General features: G+C 31.9%; 14 protein-coding genes. 6 read left to right on the plus strand and 8 right to left on the minus strand.

Annotated features, from left to right (window positions below; translation table 11 throughout):
* Positions 1-44: 44 nt before the first annotated feature.
* Positions 45-578, minus strand: a complete 534-nt coding sequence (locus tag HM982_RS16160; protein ID WP_179354372.1) for an RNA polymerase sigma-70 factor — start codon at positions 576-578, stop codon at positions 45-47.
* A gap of 396 nt (positions 579-974) precedes the next feature.
* Between HM982_RS16160 and HM982_RS16165 the strand changes: the two genes are divergently transcribed.
* Positions 975-1220, plus strand: a complete 246-nt coding sequence (locus HM982_RS16165) for a helix-turn-helix domain-containing protein (protein WP_179354373.1) — start codon at positions 975-977, stop codon at positions 1218-1220.
* Between the two features lie 357 nt (positions 1221-1577).
* Here HM982_RS16165 and HM982_RS16170 read toward each other — a convergent pair whose 3' ends face one another.
* The 7 genes from HM982_RS16170 to HM982_RS16200 all read right to left on the minus strand — a co-directional run bounded on the left by HM982_RS16170 (position 1578) and on the right by HM982_RS16200 (position 14694).
* Positions 1578-2870 (minus strand): SIR2 family NAD-dependent protein deacylase, encoded by a 1293-nt coding sequence (locus HM982_RS16170; protein WP_179354374.1) that lies wholly within the window; start codon positions 2868-2870, stop codon positions 1578-1580.
* On the minus strand, positions 2867-4531 hold the full coding sequence (locus tag HM982_RS16175) for a restriction endonuclease subunit S (protein WP_179354375.1): 1665 nt from the start codon (positions 4529-4531) through the stop codon (positions 2867-2869). The genes HM982_RS16170 and HM982_RS16175 overlap by 4 nt, the downstream gene beginning before the upstream one ends.
* Positions 4532-4534: 3 nt before the next feature.
* A complete protein-coding gene (locus tag HM982_RS16180) occupies positions 4535-6013 on the minus strand; it encodes a type I restriction-modification system subunit M (protein ID WP_179354376.1) in 1479 nt (492 codons plus the stop codon).
* Positions 6010-8358: an EcoAI/FtnUII family type I restriction enzme subunit R gene (hsdR, locus tag HM982_RS16185; protein WP_179354377.1), complete on the minus strand. Its 2349-nt coding sequence runs from the start codon at positions 8356-8358 to the stop codon at positions 6010-6012. Before hsdR ends, HM982_RS16180 begins: the two co-directional genes overlap by 4 nt.
* A gap of 239 nt (positions 8359-8597) precedes the next feature.
* Positions 8598-9569: a hypothetical protein gene (locus HM982_RS16190; RefSeq protein ID WP_179354378.1), complete on the minus strand. Its 972-nt coding sequence runs from the start codon at positions 9567-9569 to the stop codon at positions 8598-8600.
* Positions 9570-10522: 953 nt separating this feature from the next.
* Complete coding sequence (locus HM982_RS16195; RefSeq protein ID WP_179354379.1) at positions 10523-13480, minus strand: DNA polymerase III subunit alpha; 2958 nt, start codon at positions 13478-13480, stop codon at positions 10523-10525.
* The gene (locus tag HM982_RS16200) at positions 13480-14694 is read right to left on the minus strand and encodes a DNA polymerase Y family protein (RefSeq protein ID WP_179354380.1); all 1215 of its coding nucleotides are present in this window, start codon (positions 14692-14694) and stop codon (positions 13480-13482) included. The genes HM982_RS16195 and HM982_RS16200 overlap by 1 nt, the downstream gene beginning before the upstream one ends.
* 314 nt (positions 14695-15008) lie before the next feature.
* Here HM982_RS16200 and HM982_RS16205 point away from each other — a divergent pair, with 314 nt between their 5' ends.
* The 5 genes from HM982_RS16205 (at position 15009) to HM982_RS16225 (ending at position 21588) form a co-directional block, all read left to right on the plus strand.
* Positions 15009-15542: a hypothetical protein gene (locus HM982_RS16205; RefSeq protein ID WP_179354381.1), complete on the plus strand. Its 534-nt coding sequence runs from the start codon at positions 15009-15011 to the stop codon at positions 15540-15542.
* Between the two features lie 4 nt (positions 15543-15546).
* Entirely contained in the window at positions 15547-16011 is a 465-nt protein-coding gene (locus HM982_RS16210; RefSeq protein WP_179354382.1) for a GNAT family N-acetyltransferase, read from the plus strand.
* A 546-nt stretch (positions 16012-16557) separates the two neighbouring features.
* Complete coding sequence (locus tag HM982_RS16215) at positions 16558-17061, plus strand: DUF523 domain-containing protein (RefSeq protein ID WP_179354383.1); 504 nt, start codon at positions 16558-16560, stop codon at positions 17059-17061.
* A gap of 668 nt (positions 17062-17729) precedes the next feature.
* On the plus strand, positions 17730-19586 hold the full coding sequence (locus HM982_RS16220) for a cytochrome-c peroxidase (protein WP_179354384.1): 1857 nt from the start codon (positions 17730-17732) through the stop codon (positions 19584-19586).
* 1 nt (position 19587) lies between these two features.
* Complete coding sequence (locus tag HM982_RS16225) at positions 19588-21588, plus strand: cytochrome-c peroxidase (protein WP_179354385.1); 2001 nt, start codon at positions 19588-19590, stop codon at positions 21586-21588.
* Positions 21589-21645: the final 57 nt, after the last annotated feature.

Raw genomic sequence — 21645 nt, forward strand, 5'->3', positions numbered from 1 at the left:
TAACACCAAAACGACAAAAATTAAAAAGAGGGTGTAAAAAAGAATTAAAAAATATTCAGAAGGCTGCCAAGAGCTTGCCTTAGCTTCTTATAAGCAATACGCTTTTGAGATTTAACAGTGTTTTTACTTATAGAGAGTTCTTCAGCGATTTCTTTATTAGTATAGGCATTTAGCGTTAACCTAATAACAGCTTCACTTTTTTTGGGTAGTTGCTTTATAGCGGTCTCTAACTGGGCATAGGTATCTGTAAGTGTTAATTGGGTATAGAAAAAGTCATCACTTACCATGTGGTCAAAGTCAATATCTGGAGATTGCACCATACTTTTATGATATTTACTTTTCAGATAGTCCAAACAGCGGTTTTTAACGGCTTTATACAATAATGCTTTTATCGCATAAAAATTAGGGTATGAGGTGTCGCGTTCCCAGATCTTAATAAATACCTCTTGTACAACATCCTTAGCCGCATCCATATCATTGAGATATTTGTTGGCAAATAAGCACAACGAAGGGTAGAGGGTCTCAAAAAGTGACTTCAACCCATCCAAATTTTTGGGGTGTACTTTGCCTTCAGACATAATGCATTGGTATTACCAGGAAATTTTAAAAGATTTCCTTTTAATAAAGAGTACCAAGCGTTTTTTAGATAAAACTTTCCGAAATTTTTGAATTTTAAAAAGAGTAAAAAAAATAGGCGTGAAACTCAACTTATCGACTAGAGGTACTGGTATACCGTGCAGAGATAAGAGAGCTCACGCCCGGGACGTGAGCCTATCTACTTATCATCTCTCTGCAAAAAATTACCAGTTTTCTAGACGAGATTCCAAGCGATGGCTTCAAATATTTTTAAATCGAAGACTCGCAAATGTATGTAATATGATCCAAATATAATAAAAAAATATATTAGTGGGTATAAGTACCCACAACTTTTTTCATGAAACTTTTGACCTTGTTACCTTAACAAGAATGTAAGAATGCATCCAGGTAAAAGCACCTTTTTAGTATTAATTGGTTTACGATTGAGGGAACTAAGAATCGATCGTAAATTGAGTTTACGTCAATTGGCAATGCGCTGCGATGTTGATTATAGCGATATTGGAAAAATAGAAAAAGGAAATAGGAATATTCAATTGACAACAATTTTAGAGTTGTCAAAGGGCTTAGAAATCCACCCAAAAGAATTATTTGATTTTAAGTTAGAAGATTTATCTTGCAAATAAAAGCTATTGGAAGAGAAGCCGTCTAAAAACTACGCCAACCATATTATTATAATACTAATAATTTTAGCCATTATTTCTTGTATAATGGTGGTATGGAAATATACAAGCTAAAATTAATTACGTTCTCTTTTTCCATTGTTTCGAAAAGTCGTCTTCTTCGGCGCCTAATGGAAAGAACACATGATTGAGACGTCGTGTTGTGTCTTGTTTTTAATGAACGGTCTTGTATATGAAAAGTAGCGGATTTTAAGCAATAACTTATCGGTTTAGAACAGACGTTTAATTTATTCATTTTCTTTCGATTAAGCGATTTTACCGCTATTTTTTATATACGTCTTTGTTGTATGTTGTGCTTTTTTAAATTCCAAAGAAATTCCTAACACTTTCCCATAAACTTTCTTTTTCCGTTACAACAATTTCACTTGGAATTACATTTACCTGTTTTTGTTCTTCTTTATTTGGGATATTCATTTGCTTTCCTAAATCATGACCTCTGTATCTCATTTCATTCTTAGCTAGACGTAAAATCTGCTCAATAAAATCATACTGCCCTTTCGGAAACCAAATAGGTATTATTCCATAATTCGTTAAGTAAGCATTCCTTTCAACTAATTCAGTCTCTTCTTCAGGCATTGCTTCAAGACAGAAATGAGCTGGTCTATCAATATCACCTGCCTTATTCATTTCATCCTTTATTGCTTTGAATACTTGCATTGTTCTATCTTGATAAAGACTACTTCCTAGAAACAATAAGTTACTCGTTTTATAATGATAGGATAGAATTTTCGGAATAGGTTTTTTAAGATCTAAATCAGTATTACCGTAAGTCTCGTCATATTGATTTTTTCCTAAAATACATTGTGTTGGCTTCTTAATATCACCATGCAATTTTATAATTGTTGTCTTATTAATTTCTGGATCCTCTAAAATATTAGTTGGATCGAGAACTTGAAGCTTATCGGGACCTCCTGTTTCAAATGCTTGTTCAATAAGATGATCATAATTTGTTGTAAGAATGGTGTCATTAAATAACTCACTAATTCGCCAAGTGGTGTCCGTCAATTTTCCTGTTTTGGAGAATACATCTTTTAGTTCTTGAATGAAGGCATCTCTAAAACCTTTGGCTTCAATTTCTTCAATGACTTCTTCGTATTTACCTTGATTAATTAAATCATCAACATGATCTGGGTTAATTCCAGATGTTTTTCCTTGTTGCCTTAGATGCGCATTCCAAGCAGGAAAACCACCATCAACAGATAATCCTGCGCCAATGAAAGGAACAACTGTTTTTCCTTCAAGACATTCCATGAGTTGTTCAAATCTTGACTCATTTTTGTCAAACCAATGTTCATCCCCAAATGTATCTGATATATGAGTTTTACTTAAAATTCGTTCTTGTTGCTCTTGCCTAAAAATTTTAAAAACTTGGTTATATGCTTCAGGGTCACCAGCGTAAAAAGCTTTACTAGGTTGTGATAAGCCTTCAAGATTATTATCAATTCTTATTAATTGGCCTTCGTCTCCATCTAACCATTCATTAAAATCTGAGAAATACTCGAATAATTTATGATTGTCTTCATCACACCAAATTTTCACTTCACCATTAAGAGATTTTGAAATATCATGATATGTCTTATCTAGGATACTCATGCAATTGATTTCTCAATTATTGTATTTGATAAAATAACTTTTAAATCTTCAGATTTTTTAATTTTTTCGCTAATTGAATTACAAGTTATCACTAACTCATTTAATTTTTCAACTATTCTATTTTGCTCATGAATTGGAGGGAGAGGAACAAGAAGAGATCGCATCGCTTTTAGTGAAACGTTCTTAATTGTAGTTCCAGTAGCAGCACCATATGCATATTCTAAAAAGTATTTTGATTTTATGAGTTGCCTTATGTATTCTTTGTTTACACCTTCAAACAAATTAAAATAACACGCACTTTTTCCTAACATGACTTTCTCATTGTTATAAAATGCAGTATTACCAATTGTTCCATTGATTGAAACTAAAACAGTTCTCTCGTTTAAAATTCTCTTATGTTTTTCAAATTCTGTTTGCGAAACTGTTTTGGTATTTGGTTTAATTTCTATGACGCCATCACTTAAATTATTCCCATTTACAAAGTAGTATTCATCATTAATCGAATAATTTGGAGTGCCATGGATTCCATCCCCAAGTAATGTTACTAAATCTTGTAATCTGCACCATGACCAATTATTTGGTATTTGAAAGGGAAGATTTTCTTCATCAATTGCAGGAAGTGGTTTTTGATTCCTGATTAATTTTTTCTTAATTAATCTTGTTCTCTCCTTGGCAATATTTTCAAGTAATTTATCTGCTGAATCATCATTAGGATTTTGTTTTACCAACTTTCCCATTATACCTAACTGTAAAATGTTTACCTTCAACTGTTCAATACTATCTTCTGTACAAAAAAGTGTATCAAAGTGAGTAGACATTCTTTCCCAAGCTAACTGAAATTCATCAGCATCTTTTGCTTGGGTTAGTGTTTCTAAAATGGTCTTTACTAATAGTTTATGAGTTTTAAGATTAGTTTCTCTTTCTCGTTCTAACTCATCGCATAATGACATAAGCTCATCAACTTTAGCCACTATGAGTTTTTGTTCTTTAAGAGGAGGTAAGCCAACTATGATTGGGTATATTTTTTTGCCAGATATTACAGGCTGAGCGGTTGCTTTTTGATTGACTTTTAGGTTTGTCCCCTTTAGTAACCATTCTAAAAAGTTAATGTCAATATTTGTTTCAGAAAAATGAGTGATAAAAGCATTATCGGTAACCCATGCATTTTTAGGAGTTATATGAACAGAACCACAATAGTAACCAACTCTACCAATGACTAGTGATATTTTATTAATATTGGCTTTATCATGATGACCTGTTATCCCATTACCACCAAATACTGGGACATCACCATTTTTGTTCATTTTTGATGAAGTCAGGCCATCACCAGATTTGATCCTTAAAATTTGATGTAGTCTAACAAAAATCCATTTTTTCGGCAGAATGTAAGGAAATTCATTGCTCTCAATTTCTTTCAAGGGGAGTGATTTTATCCCTTCATTTGTTCTTTCCTCTTCAATTCTTTTTAGTAACTCTGAGGCCGATTCGTAATCTGCACCTTGTGTAGTTAGCTTTCCTAGAAGTGCAAGACGGAGAATAAGACTTCTTAGATTCGATATTCCCTCAAGGCTAATGTTCTCAATACTTTTTACTCTTCCTTTGGATTTTATCCCCTGAGCATCAGACCAGACATCAAAACTCTTAATAATAGTATCTATCATACTCTATTCAGCTTTTAATGATTCAGATAGAATTGCTTTAAGCTTATCTCTTAGTAAATTAATTTCTTGTTGTTCTGCATTATATTTAGCTAATAACTCATCTGGGTCGTAATCAATAACTTCACCAACATGCGGATTGTCAATATCAAGATTATAATCTCTATCAATAATATCATCAATAGAAACTTTCCAAGCTTGTTCCGTTTGTTTTCTAGTTTTAAAACCATCTGCTTCATTTCCCCACCAATCAATTTCGGTTTGAAATTCTTCAAATCGCATCGGTTTGGTTTTATTATAATTCTTTATTCCTTCTGGATAAGGATGTTCGTAATACCAAATATGCTTAGTTGGTTTTCCTTTTGTAAAAAAGAGAATGTTGGTATTGATACTCGTATAAGGATTAAACACCCCTTTTGGCAATCTTACAATTGTATGTAGATTACATTCGGTCAATAACCTTTCTTTAATTCTGTTTTTAATGCCATCACCAAACAAGAATCCATCTGGTAGAACAACAGCAGCACGACCTTCATCTTTGAGTAAATGAATTATCAGCGTCATAAAAAGATCTGCGGTTTCGCGTGTTCTAAAACTAGATGGGAAATTGTTTTCAATACCATCTTCTTCCATTCCGCCAAAAGGTGGATTGGTAACAATAACATTTACGCGATCCTTTGGTTTATAATCACGTAACGGACGACTTAATGTATTATCGTGTTTTATTCTTACAGGAACATCAATACCATGAAGAATCATGTTTGTTGTACAAAGCATGTGCGGCAAAGCTTTCTTTTCTACACCATGAATAGATTCTTGCAATGTAATGGCATCATCAGGTGATTTTACAAAGTTTGTTCTTTTGTAGTCAATTACGTTAGTTAAGAATCCACCTGTTCCACATGCTGGATCGAGTACTGATTCTTCTAATTGCGGAGCAACTCTATCTACAATAAATGTGGTGACAGCTCTTGGTGTATAAAACTCTCCTGCGTTACCAGCACTTTGTAGGTCTTTAAGAATTTGTTCGTAGATATTTCCGAAAGTATGTCTGTCATCAGAAGTATTAAAGTCAATCTCACATATCTTATTGATTACTTGCCTAAGCAAAGTTCCTGACTTCATGTAATTATAGGTATCCTCAAATACATTTTGAATAACAGCTGCCCTCTGTCCTTGTTCTCCATCGAGGTTGAGCTTTTGCTGTAAAGTTGGAAACAGTTGATTGTTTACAAAGCCTAACAAAATATCACCAGTAGCACCTTCTTTGTCTTTAGCCCAGTTTCTCCATCTCAACTCTTCTGGAATAGGAGACTCGTATTCATCATCATCATCAAGGAGTTCTATTTCAGCTTCTCGATCATCAAATATTTTTAAGAAAAACAACCATACTAATTGGCTAATTCTTTGGGCATCACCATCTACACCAACATCTTTTCTCATGATGTCCTGTATGGACTTTATTATTCCTGATACATTACTCATGCAGTCGTTTTATTATATAATTCATTTTCTAATTCTTTTAATGCCGTTAGGTAAGCTTTTTTCCCACCAAACACTCCATTAATAATTTCAGCTGGAGTGCCTATATCTTTAAATTGTTTAAGTTTTAAAACTTTAGTGTTTTCAATAGTAGATAAGCCTTCATCTGAATACAGCTCGAGCAGATGCATAAGAACTGATCTAGCTTGATCTCCATATTTGGTAAAGTAATCCCGTTTTTTAACATTTTCAGCTCTTTCTTTTCTTGTTAATGGAGGTTGACCAAAAGCGACATGACATATAAGATCGAATGCACCAAAATCTTTCCCAACTAACTCAGACAAGTTTTCAAGGATAACACCATGTTCTTCTAGCAATTCAATTATTTTCTTTTTCTTATCAGCCTCATTCCATTTTTTTAGAAACTCATCTAACGATGAAAACTCTTGGTTAACTTTATTCTTACTAAAATCTTTATAAGATTCTGTTACGAGCTCACCATCAGAGCCTAGATATTCTATTCTCTCATTCTTAATATTAGCTTGAACACCACCTACATAAATTTTGTTTCTTCCATTCCCCTCATCTTCGTCTACCCCATCATCATCATTGTCACCTTCTGGTGGATCTGGTGGTACAGGATCATCATCATCATCAGGTTCATATATTACCACAGCTTCGCCATCAAATTTTTCGTCTTTAAAAAGCTCCGTTGCTTTTTTAAAATCCATTATAGTGAAAAAGTATTTTCCAAAATCCTCATCTATTCTACTACCACGACCAATAATTTGCTTAAAAGTGGTCATGGATTTTATAGTCTTATCTAACACAATGAGTTTGCAAGTTTTTGCATCTATACCTGTCGTCATTAATTCTGAAGTAGTTGCTATAACTGGAAATTTACTTTCAGGGTCAATAAAGTTGTCTAGTTCAGCTTTACCTTCAACACTGTCTCCAGTAATTCTCATTACATAACGAGGGTTGTCAATAGCAATTTTTCCAGCAGCATTTACGATTGCTTTTCGCATACGCTCAGCATGATCAATATCTTCACAAAAAATAATGGTTTTTGAATATGGATTTGTTGCTTTCAATAATTTCATAACTCTTTTAGCAACAAGTTTAGTTCTTTGATTAAGAACTAAGACTCTATCCATATCTGCTTGATTGTATTCTCTACTTTCAATTACATTACCCAAATCATCTTCCATTCCTTCTGGAGGTGTCCAACCGTCAACATCTTTGTCGATGTCAATTTTCACCACTTTATAAGGCGCTAGAAACCCGTCTTCTATTCCTTGCTTGAGACTATAAGTGTAAACAGGCTCATTAAAATATGTAATACTAGAAACATATTTAGTTTCTTTAGGTGTCGCTGTTAAACCTAAATGAATTGCATCTTCAAAATAATCTAGAATTTCTCTCCAAGAAGAATCTTCTGATGCACTTCCTCTATGACACTCATCTATGACTATTAAGTCAAAGAAATCACGAGAAACATTTTTGAATATTTTGTCAGACTCATCAGGTCCTGTAAGTGCTTGGTATAACCCTAAATGTATTTCGTAAGAAGGGTCAATCTTTCTATTCTTGATTTTGGTCATTACAGATCCGAAAGGTTTGAAGTCATTTACAAGGGTTTGATCTGCAAGAATATTTCTATCTACGAGAAACAAGATTCTTTTTGCTGCTCTTGCTTTCCATAATCTCCATATTATTTGAAAAGTAGTATAAGTTTTACCTGTCCCGGTAGCCATTACAAGTAGAATTCTGTTTTGGCCTTTGGCAACTGCTTCTATTGTTCTGTGAATAGCTTCGAGTTGATAATAACGAGGTTCTTTACCTGATCCATCTGTATGAAAAGGTTGAAGGACTAATTCTTCCTTTTCCTCTTCAATTCCATGGAATTCTTTATACCTATTCCATAATTCCTCCGGAGATGGAAAAGAATGCATTGGAATTTCTGTTTCAATATCTTCTCCTTCTTTTATTACTTTATTATGAGAAGCAAATGCGTCTCCATTTGAACTGAAAGCACTTGGTACACCTAATAAATCAGCGTATCCTAGTGCTTGTTGCATACCACTACTAACAGTATGTTTATTGTCTTTAGCCTCAACAACAGCTATTCTAACTGCTTTAGTCCATGAAAGCACATAATCAGCAAACTTTTTTTTCTTTTTATTCCTTGCAGACATTTCACCTCGAACAATTACTGGTCCAGGAGTAAGTGTAACTTCTCTTCGTATTTGAGTGTATGAGTCCCATCCTGCATGTTTAATCGCTGGTGTTATGAATAGATCACAGATGTCGCTTTCGCTTAAATCCTTTTTGTCTTTTTTATCCATTCATAATTTGCTTTTTATTCTTGGTGTAAAGTTATATTCCTTTTGGTTCATATCTTAATGAAATTTCCAAAACTTCAATTTACATACTGTCAATTGTTGTTTTCGGCATTGCATACAACGTGTTTGTATATGGTTTGTTGCGTGGTTAAGCACGTAATTTAGCAAATAAAAACCGAATATAAAATCCGCGAGGATTTTCGTAAGTAGGCTAGAACTAGCAATAAATTATATACGGTGTTCTATGCAGTTTTTATTTCTCCGAACTTACTAAAAAATTCAATTCTTCCTTGTTTTGAATACACATATTTATTGGAAAAATTATCATTCCAATTTGTTCTGATTTCTTCTATTGATTTTTCGGTAAACTTTTCTAATGAATTAATATCTACATTTATTTCGTAAACTTCATCTTTAGAATATAAAATGATTCTTGAACCAGTTAAATGTTTTATTTCTTTTAGAAGTCTTACACTTCCATCAATTAATGCTTTTAAAACTGCATCTCCTGTTTCCCAATAACTTCTATAAAGTTCCCTTGATACTGTGGATTGCGGTTGAATAGTTTTATATTCTTCGTAATCTTTTGCGTATTCTATTTCCGCTTTTTGATTCTTTATTTGTGCTTTTTTTATTGCTCCAGAATTTCTCAATTTTGAGATAGATTTTAATATTTCCTCGTCTAATTCTTTCCAGTTTTCTGCTAGTTCTGTTTCTATTTCTGGAATGTATTTTGTTAAGAATTCGGTTAGAGGTTTTTTAAGTCCTATTAGTAAATTCTCAATGGTTGTTAATTTTGATTGAATTCCATAATGTTCAATATTATTTCTAAAAGTGTTAAGTTCAATTAATTTGGTTTCGAGTTTTTCTGTAATTTCTACATTGTCAACCAATGCTTGAACTCTCATAATTACTTCTAAATAAGTTGCAGTTTTAGGTGATTTTGGTAAATCAAATACGCTAACTTTTGATTTTTTTGCTTGAATGACTTTTTTAAGAGTTGATTCCGAAATGTCTGAATAAATCAAATGTTCATTTCCTTTAGTCACAAGAATTTCTTTAAGTAACAATTCAATTCCGTGATGTATAAACATAATTGATTCTTTCAATAAAAATTTATCAGTTCCTTTACCTTTTTCGTATTTCTGTAAAGTCTCTAATCCTCTTTTGAAAGAATGAATTCCGTTTTGTCTTAATGTTATTTTAAATCTCAATTTTTGTCAAATTGCATAGAACTTGTTATATCATAACTTTTATCGCTCATATCCCACAAATTAAGTGGGTAATAGCAAGTTTTTTAAACAGTTACAGTCATGTGCCACGAAGTTAATTCTATTTTTTTCAAAAACCTATACGTAAAGTTACGTACGCTTCATTAAAAGCCAAGATAAAACCTTCTATTCTAAATTACTTACGGTAAACCGTAATAGCCAATTCATAATAACCAAAACCCTAAACAGCTCAAACACGCTTTGATTATGCAAGGTGGTATTCATAGTTTCAATGCTATAGTTTTGGTCTGCTATAAGCGGCGTTAGGTGTTTAATTAGAGGGCGTCTTTTTTTATTTTATGGCCTTTAAGCTTGTGGTCGGTTCATCTATATAAATTACTGGTAGGGTGGTAGACTTGTATTAATATTATTTATAGAAAATTTACTTACTGCAAATCCTATTGTCAAGTCAACCATTAATTAAGGATTTCTATTCAAACATTAGTCTGTATTTAGGTCCAAAAAGCAGAAATACAAAGTACAGGTTATAGCGTGGTTATGTAGTGCTTATAGCGTTGTTATGGTATGGTTATGTCGTATTTTATCCCAGTAAAATACGGTTTAAGTGTGTTTGTAAAAGGTTGTAGTCATATTGTAATTAAAGACATAAACAAGGACGTGTATATATGAGGGTTGAAATAGGGTATAGCCTAATAAATTTAAAGTAGAGTGGTGGAGTGTCTTTTATTGGAGATTTATATAAAGTTTAAAGCATCTGATCATCTACATAATTGGCTTAAGGTATTAGCTTAGTGAAGGTCTTTCTGTTTAAAATTGAACAAAATTACTAAGATTTAATTTTAGACGGTGTGTATGTTTCAAATTCACACGGAGCCAAAATATATGCGCTTTGCACATACGTACTAACCTTTATATTAGCACATACTAGCTATGCTTTATAAGTTTCTAGGGTTTTGTTTTAAATTCATTTTCTTAGAAAAAACAATACTAATGCTACAAAAATCAAATCTCTCCTTTACTATTCCATAACAAGCATAAATCCCTAAGCCATTAATAGGGTATTTTTCAACTACATTAGAGAAATGTACAGCATCAAAATAGTCACCTGCGAAATCTACAAATGTGCTAAGTCGCATCAGCTTACCTTGAGATGTTCTATTATATCTTGTTGTTACCAAACTACCATAAATCAAAATTTTCTTACCAACATGATCTCTCATGTTGCTGGCAAAAACACCATTGCTCGTTTTCTCTTCTATTAAACTAAAATAACCACACAAAGGAAACCCTAATAGTTCCATTTCATCATAAGCATCCTCAATCCAAGTACTATCGAGCTTAGGAAGTTTAAATTCCTTATGTTGTGATTTAAATAGTTTTGCTTGATTACTCTTACCTCCTTTAGCATTCAACTTAAATAGTGCTTGCCATTGCAACTCTGTTTTGGTTTTACCAGTAAACCTAAATGCATCAATTCTTATGAATATGGACAATTGCTCTATGCTTATAGCAACTCTATCTACAAAATCATCTAATGATTTATATATCCCATTAAGCTGTCGTTCTGTTAGTAATCTTTGAATAGTGTAAACTTCTACATTTTTCAGATAACCAAAACCTAAGTAAATAGATTTACCAATCAATCGGTTGGGATGATCGCTAGTATTAATGCAGGGCAAACAAATAGTGGCACCTTGTTTTTTAGCCTCATGTAAATAATGTTCTGTGCTATAAAAACCACCTCCATTATTCAATACAGCTGTCATAAACTCTAAAGGAAAATAACATTTAAGGTATAAACTCTGGTAGCTTTCTACGGCATAAGAAGCGGAGTGTCCTTTAGCAAAAGCGTAACCTGCAAAACTTTTAATTTGGTTCCATACCTCAAATATCAATTCGTCACCAAATCCTTTTGCTCTACAATTAGAAATAAATTTTTGTTCCACAGCTAAAAATTCTTCTCGTGAGCGATACTTACCACTCATTCCTCTTCTTAGAATATCGGCTTCACCAAGAGTTAGATTAGCAAATTGATGTGCAACTTTTAATACATCTTCCTGATAAACCATAACGCCATAAGTGTCTGGCATAATTTTTAACAAAATTGGATTAGCATTCTTCCTGTTCTCAGGGTAACGATGTCGTTTAATATATTCTTCTTTCATCCCAGAGCCTGAAACACCTGGTCTAATTATTGAACTTGCAGCGACCAAACCTAAATAATCCTGAGTTTGTAATTGCTGCATTAAACCTCGCATAGCTGGTGACTCTACATAATAGGCCCCAATAGCACCTCCTGACTTTAAAAGTTGATTAATCTTTTCATCTTTTTTAAATGCTTCAACATTCGTAATATCTATAGATGAAATTTCAGGTCTATTCGCTTTAATGATTTCTAATGCATCTTTAATTTTAGCTAAGCCTCGTTGTCCTAGTATATCGAATTTAAATACTCCAACATCTTCTGCAATAATCATATCAAATTGTACCGTTGAAAAACCTTTAGGCGGTAAATCTGTAGCAGAATAACAATGAACTGGTTTATCTAAGATGAGAATACCAGCTGAATGTACACTGAGATAATTAGGAAATCCTTCAATTAATTTTCCATATTTTAAAACTAACTTTGAAATATCATCTATGTTATCCATGGAGTAATTTCCCCCGCTAAGCTTATCTATTTCTTCTTTTGGTAAGCCAAATACTTTACCTAGTTCTCTGACAACGGCACGAAACTTAAACGTATTATAAGTAGCTAATAAAGCTGTATGAGAAAATCGTTGAAAAATATATGCCGTAACATCATCTCTATCTTTCCATGAGAAATCAATATCAAAATCGGGAGGTGAGGCTCTAAAAGGATTTATAAACCTTTCAAAATAGAGGTCCAATTCTATTGGGTCTACATCAGTTATGCCTATTATATAAGCGACAATACTGTTAGCTCCACTACCTCTCCCCACATGAAAATAGCCTTTTCGTTTTGCATAGGATACAATATCATAATTGATTAAAAAAAAAGAAACAAAATCTAATGACTTTATTGTTTCCAACTCTGTTCTTAAGCGTTCAAACACTTTCTGAGTTGGCATAGCGTAACGCTTGTTTAAACCTTCATTGCAAAGTCTTTCTAGTAATAAATAATCGTTTTCAAAAGAATCGGTGTACAATTTTAAATTCTGTGAACGCCGTTCCTTTCCAAATTCAAACTTTATATTACAGTTTTCTAATAACGCACTAGTATTTTCTATGATATAAAGAAAGTCCGAAAAAATCTTATAGATGTCTTCTACGCTATACATTTTATCGGTGATTAAACATTCTTCTGTCTTGTCTAATTTGCTTAATAAAGTATTATTATCAATTGCTCTTAGAAGACGATGCGCATTAAAATCTCTTTTGTTTCTTACGGTAACCGTTTGTTGAATAACTAATTTGTCAGTAAATTCTAATAATCTTGAGAATCTAAGTTTTCGTAATTCTTCAACGGATACACCGATAAACTCATGAGAAGAAAATTTAAACTTTTCTAACTGTAACACTTTCTCAAAGGGGTATATAATATAACAATCATTAAAAGCTGGTGCAATTTCTGGAAGTAATAACTTTTGCTCAGAGTGATGGGACAAATAGGCGTTAAGCTCTTTGAATCCATTGTTATTTTTAGCAAGCCCTATATAAACTTGATCAGTTCCGTTTCTAAAATCAATACCAACAATAGGTTTAATACCTAAATCCGTAGCCTTTCTAATAAAATTTAAACATGCCGAAGTATTGTTTATATCTGTTAAAGCTAATGCGTTTATGCCATTTTCTTGAGCTAGTTTTAATAACTCAATCTCCGATAACGTTCCATAACGTAATGAATAGTATGTATGACAATTAATATACATTACTGTTTTCTATGTGCTAATAAAGTTGGTGGTTCACCATTGAAAGGGTTTTGAAACCGTCCAATTGTTTTAGCTCCCATAGACGATGCTCTCATTACACTTAATTCACCATAACGCCCTCTAATATGATCCATAGCATCATATAAATTAATCATCTCTTCTGTGTCGTCAAACAAGTTAATTTGATAATTCCCACTTACTATATCGCTAATTTTTACACCAATTAAACGGATGAGCAATCTACGTTGATACAGTTTCTTAAAGAGCTCTAAAACTTTTGGAATGATAATATGATCTGCACTAGTATAAGAAATTTTGATTTGTTTATTATACGTATTAAAATCAGAATATCGAATTTTGACACTTATAGTTCCTGCCAATTTATTTCCGCGCCTTAATTGAAAAGCTAAGCTTTCTGCCATTGCAAAAATTGTTGTTTTGAGAATAGCCATATCAATAGTATCTCTACTAAAGGTGCGCTCTGTAGAAATGGATTTACGTTCATGAAAAGGTATCAATGGTGGATCATCAATGCCATTTGCTCTCTTCCAAATCGTTTTACCATTGGCGCCTAAAGCGCTAATCATCATTTCTAATGGCATTTGTTGAACAATACCTACTTTATCAATGCCTAGATTGCATAATATTTGATACGTTTTTTCACCCACTGAAGGGATTTTTCTTATTGATAATGGTGCTAAAAAAGATTTTTCAAATCCTGAATCTATTTTTAATTGATTATTAGGTTTTGCTTCACCTGTTGCAACTTTGGATACAATTTTATTTGCAGATAAACCAAATGAGATGGGCAACCCACTTTCTTTAATTATTCTCTGCCGTAATTCTGAAGCATATTTATAACAGCCATAAAATTTATCCATACCAGATAAATCAGCATAAAACTCATCTACACTTGCCTTTTCAAAAACAGGGGCACTCTCTTTCACTATTTCAGTCACAATATGAGAATATTTAGTATAAATAGAGGAGTCACCACGAATTACAATTGCCTCTGGACACAATCTTTTTGCAACTTTCATTGACATACCTGAATGAACACCAAATGAACGAGTTTCGTAACTGCAAGCAACCACAACACCTCTGTCACTAGTACCACCGACCAATAACGGTCTGTTTTGCAAACGCCTATCAATCAGTCGTTCACAGGAGACAAAAAACGTATCTAAATCTAGATGTAAAATATTCTTCTTCACAATTCAAAATTAACTACAATTAGTAGTAGTCATTGCTATTTTATGTAGCAATTTGTTTTTTTTATCATTATCACTTAATTATTACACTCTTTGTAATTTTCAATAATGTAATTTGCTCTTCTTTTTAGTTTAGACACAAAAGAACAAAATGTAACACGCTGGTCGTACGTAGATTTAAGTGTATATAAGTCGAGTAAATTATTTAAATTTGTTACAGACATAAACAATTTGAATATAGACTATTTCCAATTTTTGTAGCCAATTTGACGCAACCAAATGAAGAAAATGACATCTGTAAATAAAATATTTAAATAATGAAAAACAGAATCCTTATTATTACTTTATTACTATTAAGTAGTATTATTTCCTCTTGTTCATCAGATGATGATTTTAATTACCAAAGTGATTTTGAAAATAGTCATAATGCTTGGTTAATTTTTAAAGAATCATCAAATAATTCATATAAATATGTCGTTAGCGGAGGTTCAGTTTTTACAACTTATGGCTGGGAGACTACTATAAAAGTATCTAATGGAGTAATAATTGAGCGTGCTTTCAGATACACAGCTGGAGCAGAAGATTTTATCCCTGTAGAACAATTGGAATGGACAGAGAATGAAAATGAAATTAATAGTCCGGAATACGAAAACACTAGTGCTTCCACAGCATTAACCTTGGATAAAATATATGAAAAAGCGGAACATGAATGGTTAATAAAAAGAAAAGGAGCAACGTCATATTTTGAGTCTGAAAATAATGGTTTAATTTCTACTTGTGGTTATACAAAAAAGAATTGCTTGGACGACTGCTTTGTTGGAATTACAATTAAAAGCATAGAAACTTTATAATATTTTGGTTTTTACTTTTAGACCCGCAAAATATAGTGATTTAGAACTTACTTATCGACTGAAAAAGGATGGGCTGGAAAACTACATAGAGAAAATTTGGGGTTGGGACGAAAAAATACAAGTTAATTTACACGAAAACAACTTTGACCCGAAAAAGACAGAAATAATCCAATTGAAAAATAATGAAATCGGCTACTGGACAAAGAGAGTTTTCAATTCTGAAATTTATATTGAAAATCTTATACTTGGAAAAAAATTTCAGAACGATGGGTTTGGAACAGAAATAATGAATTTGTTAATAAAAGAAGCGGAAAAAGAGAAGAAACTAATCGGATTGAGAGTATTAAAAGAAAATAAACGTGCAAAAAAATTCTATGAAAATTTAGGATTTGAACAAATATCAGAATCTGAAAATCATTACGAAATGAAAAAAAAATGCCTACAACAAAGTACTGTGGTAAAAAAATGAGTAAAACTCATTAATTTTTCATGAAAGTACTTCTTATGTTATAGTAGAGCAATTAAATGATATTTTAAAGTTGAGTTATATCTCAACCAAACCTTTGATAAATAGGTTGGTATTAGAATAGCTGTACAAAATGCAATTAATTAATATAATTAAAATAAGCTTAAATTTATCTTTAAACTATAAAAACAAGTAGATAAACGGATAGGTAGAAGAATGAAAAAATGGACTATCCAAATGTTAGTGATATTGCTAATGAAAAGTAAGGTACAACTGGAATGCTAGAACTAACAATACAAATTAATACAATTGAGCTAGGGAATATTAAAGAGGCTTAGTTGAAAGCTTACGATGAAGATGTGAGAAAAAAAATTATAAAGTTTATTCCCTATTATAACGAATATGTAGCAGAGACTTATTTTAAGGTTTTTGACATGGAAATTTTTAGGGTGATTAAAAAGCCAATCTACTAATCATACTTTTTAAGCTGTAACGATTTACAGTTCAAGTGGTGTGGATATACAAGCATGTACTTTTTAATATATAAATATGACAGATAAAGACTATTTGAATAATTTAAGGATTCCTACCAAGAATAACCCTTTAAGAATATTATTTAGTGCATGTTTGCTAGGTGAAATGTGTGGCGTTGACGGAACAAGCTATGGGAAGTACCCTAGTGCTTCGAAATTGATGGATTATCAAAATGTAAATTTGATCTCATTTTGTCCTGAAGATTATGTTATGGGTACACCAAGAGAAACACCAGACTGTGAAGGCGGAACCGGCGATGATGTTCTTGATGGAAATGCAAAAGTTATTACTCAAACAGGTAAAGATGTAACTTCTAAGATGATTAATGCATCTTTAAAAATGCTATGTATAGCTCAAGAAAATAACGTTGAGTTAGCTATAATGATGGATTCTAGTGGTGCTTGTGGTAGTCAGGTTATTTATAACGGTTCTAGGTTTTCTCAGAACCCTATATACCAAATTGGTATGGGAGTTTGTGCAGCACAATTGAATCGAAACGGAATTAAAATTGTTAGCTAAAGAGATTATGCATCTTTGGAAATTCTTTATTCTAAAATTGATTCCGTGCATATTATCCAAAAAAATGCGAAGGATCACGATCAAATTGAGTGGTATAAAAATTATTTCAAGAAATAAATATTACACTTTTAAATTAGTGCTCTAAAACTCTGAGTTCTTATAGAAAAGTCTTTAGAAAAATTAACTTTATGTACAACTTATTACTCATATGGCAGTCTCTAATGGTAGGGATAAAAATAGGTTGTAATGCCGCTCTAAAAATTTTAAATACTTTTTAAATAATTAAGAAATAAATTTTTTACCTCCTCAAAATTATTTAGAATAGCCTAAAAATCTTGGTTGTTTTATTTTTGCTATAACAGTTTTGTAACTATGCCACTCATTCATAGAATCTTAGTTAACTTGAAACGCCTAAATATTATATACCTTTTCTTTGAATTAAGCTTATGTTACATGTTAATATAAAAATATGTCTACTTTATCTATTTTTATTGAAATTAGTCCAAAAAGAAATGATATCGATTTTTATTATAAATTTAAGTGTATTGATTTGTTATTAATTAATATAGGCGTTTGTTACTCTAATTTTATATAAACATTTCTTAACCTAGGGATGACTACTAGTTCATTTAGCACTAATATATTTGTTGACTTATAAATTTATGTAAATGATGAAATCAATATCACTTTTAAGATTTTTTTTAGGTGTGAGTGGTGTCTTTATAATAGGTCTGTTTCTTTCTTTCAATTTGAAAAATAAAGAGGATTTACATGACACTTTTATCAAGAATGAACTCCTTAAAACCTATAAGGTTTTTTCTGAGATGGATGCCATTGCAGAAATGTATCAAGAAGGAGAAGTTACCTACGAAGATTTAAAGCGGTCTGTTTCTAAGTCAAGATTACAATATAAAAGAATAGAGTTCTATTTAGCATATCATTACCCAGAATATGTTAAGAAGCATATTAATGGAGCGCCTTTAATGCGTTTAGAGTTTGAAAATACAGCATCAATTTTAGAGCCTGAAGGTTTACAAGTGTTAGATGAATTAGTGTATTCGGAAGAAATATTAGACAATAGTCATACGATTTATGGACTTACCAAACGATTAAAAAGTAAATATTTAACCTTATACAATCGGTTATACGATGATCCCATACAAAATGAAAGTATAATTGATGTAATGCGTTTACAACTGGTAAGAATCTATACTTTAGGACTAACAGGTTTTGATACTCCTGGATCTTTAAATGCAATGGAAGAAGCTAAAGTGTCTTTAGAGTCCATGAAGTCCTTTTTTAAAAGTATGTATATTTCTAAGCAATCGGAAGTAAGCTATAAAACATGTATCAAACTTTTTAGTACATCTATAACGTTTTTAAATGACAATACTAATTTTGAAAGTTTTGATAGACTACAATTTTTGAAGCAGTATTTAGATCCTTTGTATAAGGAGTTGAAATATTATCAAGCAAAACATTCAGATAAAAATCTAGAACATATAAGCGGATGGAATAGAGAAAGCGCATCAATTTTTGATGCTAATTTTTTAAATCCTTACAGTTATACCGAACTAACCCAAAGTGAAGATAGTAAAGCTCTAAAAAATCTTGGTGAAAAGCTATTCTACGACACGCGTATTAGTAGTGAAAATAATATGAGTTGCGCCAGTTGTCATCAGCCAGAAAAAGGATTCGCAGATGGGCTTCCAAAATCAATGAGCAATATTCAAGGTGAAACAGTTTTAAGAAATTCGCCGACACTCTTAAATGCAGTATATGCTGATCGCTATTTTTATGATTTAAGAGCGTTTTCTTTAGAACAACAAGCAGAGCATGTTATTTTTAATCCTTCAGAATTTAATACAGCATATAGTTCAATTTTAGAAAAATTGAAAACTAAAGACCACGGATACCAAAAAGAGTTTGAAACTATCTTTGGAAAAAAAGGCATTATGCGTCAAAATCTTTCTAAAGCGTTAGCCTCATACGTATTGTCATTAAGTTCTTTTAATAGTGAATTTGATAGATATGTTAGAGGTGAAATAGAAGACATATCAGAAGAAGTTAAGCAAGGGTTTAATTTGTTTATGGGAAAAGCCAATTGTGCTACGTGTCATTTTGCACCAACATTCTCTGGACTTGTTCCTCCTTTTTATAATGAAAATGAAAGTGAAATTCTAGGTGTTTTAAAAGAAGAAAATGAGCCAGTCAAAGGTGTTGATACTGATAGAGGTCGGATTGTAAACGGCATTTATAAAGAAGAAGGCTGGATTTACGAAAAATCATTTAAAACAACGACAGTAAGAAATACATTGTACACAGCACCTTTTTTTCATAATGGTGCTTATAGTTCTTTAGAAGAAGTTGTGGAATTTTATAATCTAGGCGGTGGTGCTGGTTTAGGATTAGAGGTTGTCAATCAAACCCTACCGTCTGCCCCTTTGCTGTTAACAGAGCAAGAAAAGGAAAATTTAGTATTGTTTATGAAGGCATTAAGTGATAATCCAGCATTAAAACAATAACATGAATTTTAGCTTAAAAATATTACGAAAACCATTTTATTTTGTTGTGTTATTAGCAGGTGTTGGTTTTGGACTGTTTGGATTTATTAATCAAGATAATCGCACCTATATCTCTAATGATTATAATGACTACTATAAAATATTTATAGATTCAGAATTAGAAAAATTAGAGCAACAAATAGATATTCTTAATACAATGGCTATAGATTTAGACTCGTCTAAGAAATCTATAAAAAAAGTTCAAAACCAATGTCTAAATACCAGAAAAGCTTTTAAGCGAATAGAAGGCGTTTTAATGTATTATTACCCTAAACACATTAACGCGTATATTAATGGTGCGCCTTTAAATCATGTGTCTCCGTTATCAACGAGTCAAGATTTTGAAAAAGGAAACTATTATTTAGGATCTATAGAAAATTATAAAAATTCATTACCGCTAGACATGTTAGAAGCAGGTCATTATAGTGGTGAGACATATAGCATATTAGCACCTGCAGGTTTACAACGCATAGACGAATTACTTTTTTCAGAAGAAGCATTTCATTATAAAGACGAATTATTAAAACTCACAGCACAACTTAAAGTTACTTTCAAAATAGTACACCAATCAATGGCATTGAGAAAGTACTATTTTAATTTCGAAATTATTGAATCGTCTCGATTAGATTTAGTTCGAGTATTTAGTAGAGGCATAACAGGTTTTGATACGCCTGGTTCTTTAAATGCTATTGAGGAAGCTTCTGCATCTTTATATGGTGTAGAAGAAATTTTACAACCGTTAATTAATGCTAGTAAGAAGCATAAGTTGACTTTAGGAAAATTATTTAAAGACGGACAACGGTTTCTTAAAAGACATCATAGTTTTGAGACTTTTGATAGGTTGGTTTTCATAAAATCGTATTTAAATCCTCTTTACAAAGAACTACTATTACTTCAACAAGAATTAGAGATACCAACGTCATCAGAAAAATTTAACGAAACGCCATCATGGAATGCGCTAAGCGAAAACATATTTTCTGATGATTTTTTAAACCCTTATTATTATAGTCTTTTAAAAAAAGATGAGGATAGTCCGGAATTAAGACAGTTAGGAGAAAAACTTTTCTTTGATAAAACCTTAAGTAATAATAATACAATAAGCTGTGCAACTTGTCATGACCCAAAACTTGCGTATTCAGATGGGGAAAGAACGTCGAAAGCAGGTATTGTTGGAAAAAGATTAGATAGAAACTCTCCAACATTAATAAATTCAGTTTTTTCAGATCGGTATTTTTACGACCTAAGAGCTTTCGATTTAGAAGATCAAGCCGAACACGTGATTGATAATCACTTAGAGTTTAATACCAGTATTATAGCTATTGTAAAAAAATTGAATGAAGATAAAGTTTATCAAAATCAATTTAAAGAGATTTATAATTCAGACGCCATTAATAGGTATCAATTTTCATCTGCATTAGCATCGTATGTAATATCCTTAAGATCTTTCAATAGTGATTTTGATAAATACATTCGTGATGAAACGTCTTATCTCAGTGCCGATGTAAAAAGAGGTTTCAACTTGTTTATGGGGAAAGCTAATTGTGCTACTTGTCATTTTGCACCAACTTTTAGTGGTTTGATTCCTCCATTATTTCACGAAAATGAAAGTGAAGTTTTAGGGGTATTACAAAGTCCTGGTTCATATGTTGTCGATACGGATTCTGGGCGTATAAAAAATGGGTTAAGTAAAGATCACCATCAAATTTTTAATAAATCGTTTAAAACAACGACAGTTCGTAATGTGGCCTTAACAGCTCCATATTTTCATAACGGCGCTTATACGACTTTAGAAGAGGTTTTAGATTTTTATAATTTAGGGGGAGCACAGGGTATTGGCTTAGCTTACGAAGTGCCAAATCAAACTTTAGCTCCAGACCCTTTAGGTTTAACTGAAGATGAAATGCAAGATATTATAGCATTTATGACGTCATTAAATGATGTTCCAAAAGACTTTACTCATTAAAAAGTGTAATGTGAAACTACTGTAAACAAAATAAGTAAACTTCTTAACCTATCCTTT

The sequence above is a fragment of the Winogradskyella vidalii genome, assembly GCF_013403955.1.
GTDB classification, from domain to species: domain Bacteria; phylum Bacteroidota; class Bacteroidia; order Flavobacteriales; family Flavobacteriaceae; genus Winogradskyella; species Winogradskyella vidalii.

Coding starts and splice junctions, on each gene's coding strand:
- HM982_RS16180 (WP_179354376.1), bottom strand. CDS start 6,013: ATGAGTAATGTATCAGGAATAATAAAGTCCATACAGGACATCATGAGA.
- HM982_RS16170 (WP_179354374.1), bottom strand. CDS start 2,870: ATGAGTATCCTAGATAAGACATATCATGATATTTCAAAATCTCTTAAT.
- HM982_RS16165 (WP_179354373.1), top strand. CDS start 975: ATGCATCCAGGTAAAAGCACCTTTTTAGTATTAATTGGTTTACGATTG.
- HM982_RS16160 (WP_179354372.1), bottom strand. CDS start 578: ATGTCTGAAGGCAAAGTACACCCCAAAAATTTGGATGGGTTGAAGTCA.
- HM982_RS16225 (WP_179354385.1), top strand. CDS start 19,588: ATGAATTTTAGCTTAAAAATATTACGAAAACCATTTTATTTTGTTGTG.
- HM982_RS16220 (WP_179354384.1), top strand. CDS start 17,730: ATGATGAAATCAATATCACTTTTAAGATTTTTTTTAGGTGTGAGTGGT.
- hsdR (WP_179354377.1), bottom strand. CDS start 8,358: ATGGATAAAAAAGACAAAAAGGATTTAAGCGAAAGCGACATCTGTGAT.
- HM982_RS16175 (WP_179354375.1), bottom strand. CDS start 4,531: ATGATAGATACTATTATTAAGAGTTTTGATGTCTGGTCTGATGCTCAG.
- HM982_RS16195 (WP_179354379.1), bottom strand. CDS start 13,480: ATGTATATTAATTGTCATACATACTATTCATTACGTTATGGAACGTTA.
- HM982_RS16205 (WP_179354381.1), top strand. CDS start 15,009: ATGAAAAACAGAATCCTTATTATTACTTTATTACTATTAAGTAGTATT.
- HM982_RS16215 (WP_179354383.1), top strand. CDS start 16,558: ATGACAGATAAAGACTATTTGAATAATTTAAGGATTCCTACCAAGAAT.